2 protein-coding genes are annotated in these 1,435 nt (G+C 32.1%); one reads left to right on the forward strand and one right to left on the reverse strand.

The window, feature by feature from the left end:
• Positions 1–899, forward strand: an 899-nt coding sequence (locus tag ACTG3S_RS12840) for an ATP-binding protein (protein ID WP_439129742.1), incomplete at its 5' end; no start/stop codon positions are given.
• Between the two features lie 210 nt (positions 900–1,109).
• Here the strand turns inward: ACTG3S_RS12840 and ACTG3S_RS12845 are convergent.
• The coding region (locus ACTG3S_RS12845; RefSeq protein WP_439129743.1) for an MOSC domain-containing protein at positions 1,110–1,435 on the reverse strand (326 nt) is incomplete at its 5' end.

Below are 1,435 nucleotides of genomic sequence, written 5' to 3' on the forward strand. Positions count from 1 at the left end.
ACGATAGCGTAAAAAAACATCCTGTAAGTAATTTATTTTTAGAAGATTGGCGCAATTTTATTGCAGAACAACCTTATGCCAGCTTATTTAATTGGTTACAATATATAGGGGTTGAAAATAAACAAGGTAATATTGGGGTTGATGAGGCAGAAGATATTGTTAAAAAATTACAACTAAAAAGTTACGAAGGTGGTTTTAAAGTGATGATTATTTGGATGGCAGAAAAAATGAATATTGCTGCAGCCAACAAGCTTTTAAAACTTATTGAAGAGCCCCCAAATAAAACGGTTTTCATTTTAATTACCGAAAATGAAGAAAAGATTATTAATACGATAAAATCGCGTTGTCAGGCATTACATTTTCCTGTTTTGGCAGAACAAGATATTGCAAAAGCATTGATAGAAAGAGAAAATTGTGGTACAAATGAAGCTGCAAAAATTGCACATCAAGCAGAAGGTAATTATAATAAAGCCATCCACTTAATGCATAATGACGCTGCTGATTTAGTTTTTGAAGAATGGTTTATTGCTTGGATTAGAACTGCTTTTAGAGCCAAAGGAAACGCTGCTGTTGTGCAACAATTAATTTCTTGGTCAGAAACTATTGCAAAAACAGGGCGTGAAACTCAAAAGCGTTTTTTAGAGTATTGTTTGCAGTTTTTTAGACAAGCCCTGTTGTTAAATTACAAATCTGAGCAGTTGGTTTTTATGGAAACGAAAACGGGTTTCGATTTGTCTAAATTTGCGCCTTTTGTGCATGCAGGTAATATTTTAAATATCGAGAAGGAGTTAAATGACGCTATGTATCATATTGAAAGGAATGGAAACGCAAAAATTATTTTGTTAGATCTTTCGATGAAATTAACGCGATTTTTGCATCAAAAAGAGGAGAAGGTTTAAAACGAAACTTTCTGACTTACAAAATTTCATTTGGAATAAGCTTGGATCTAGGAGCATAAAAATAGTCCGTAGTTTTAAATACTGATTTTTTTCTTAGAATTTATATTCTGTATGATTTTATTTCCCATCTAATAAGTTTAGTGATTCATCTTTTTTTTAAAAAAAAATTTTTATAGATTTCTGCCTACGCAGGAATGACAGACTCAATATTTACATCCCTTTTGCAATTCTTTTAGCAACATATAGCTCAGCAATAGTTGGGTTTTCTGGGCAAGATTTTAGTTGTGTAAACTCATCTCCTGCTTTTACAAATCCTGTTTGTATCACTTTAAAATACACACCACAAAAAGTAGTATTCCAAAATTGTTTTACAATTTTCATGTCGTTAAAACGGATACCTAATTTGTAACAGGGATTTCTCTGCACAGTAGCTTCTAAAATGGCATCACCCACCTTAAAAGTATCTCCTTGATGTATTTTGGTTTCGTCTAAATCATCAATCGTTAAATTCTCTCCAAACATTCCATTTTGCCATA

The sequence above is a fragment of the Polaribacter sp. genome, from assembly GCF_965656025.1.
Lineage (GTDB): Bacteria > Bacteroidota > Bacteroidia > Flavobacteriales > Flavobacteriaceae > Polaribacter.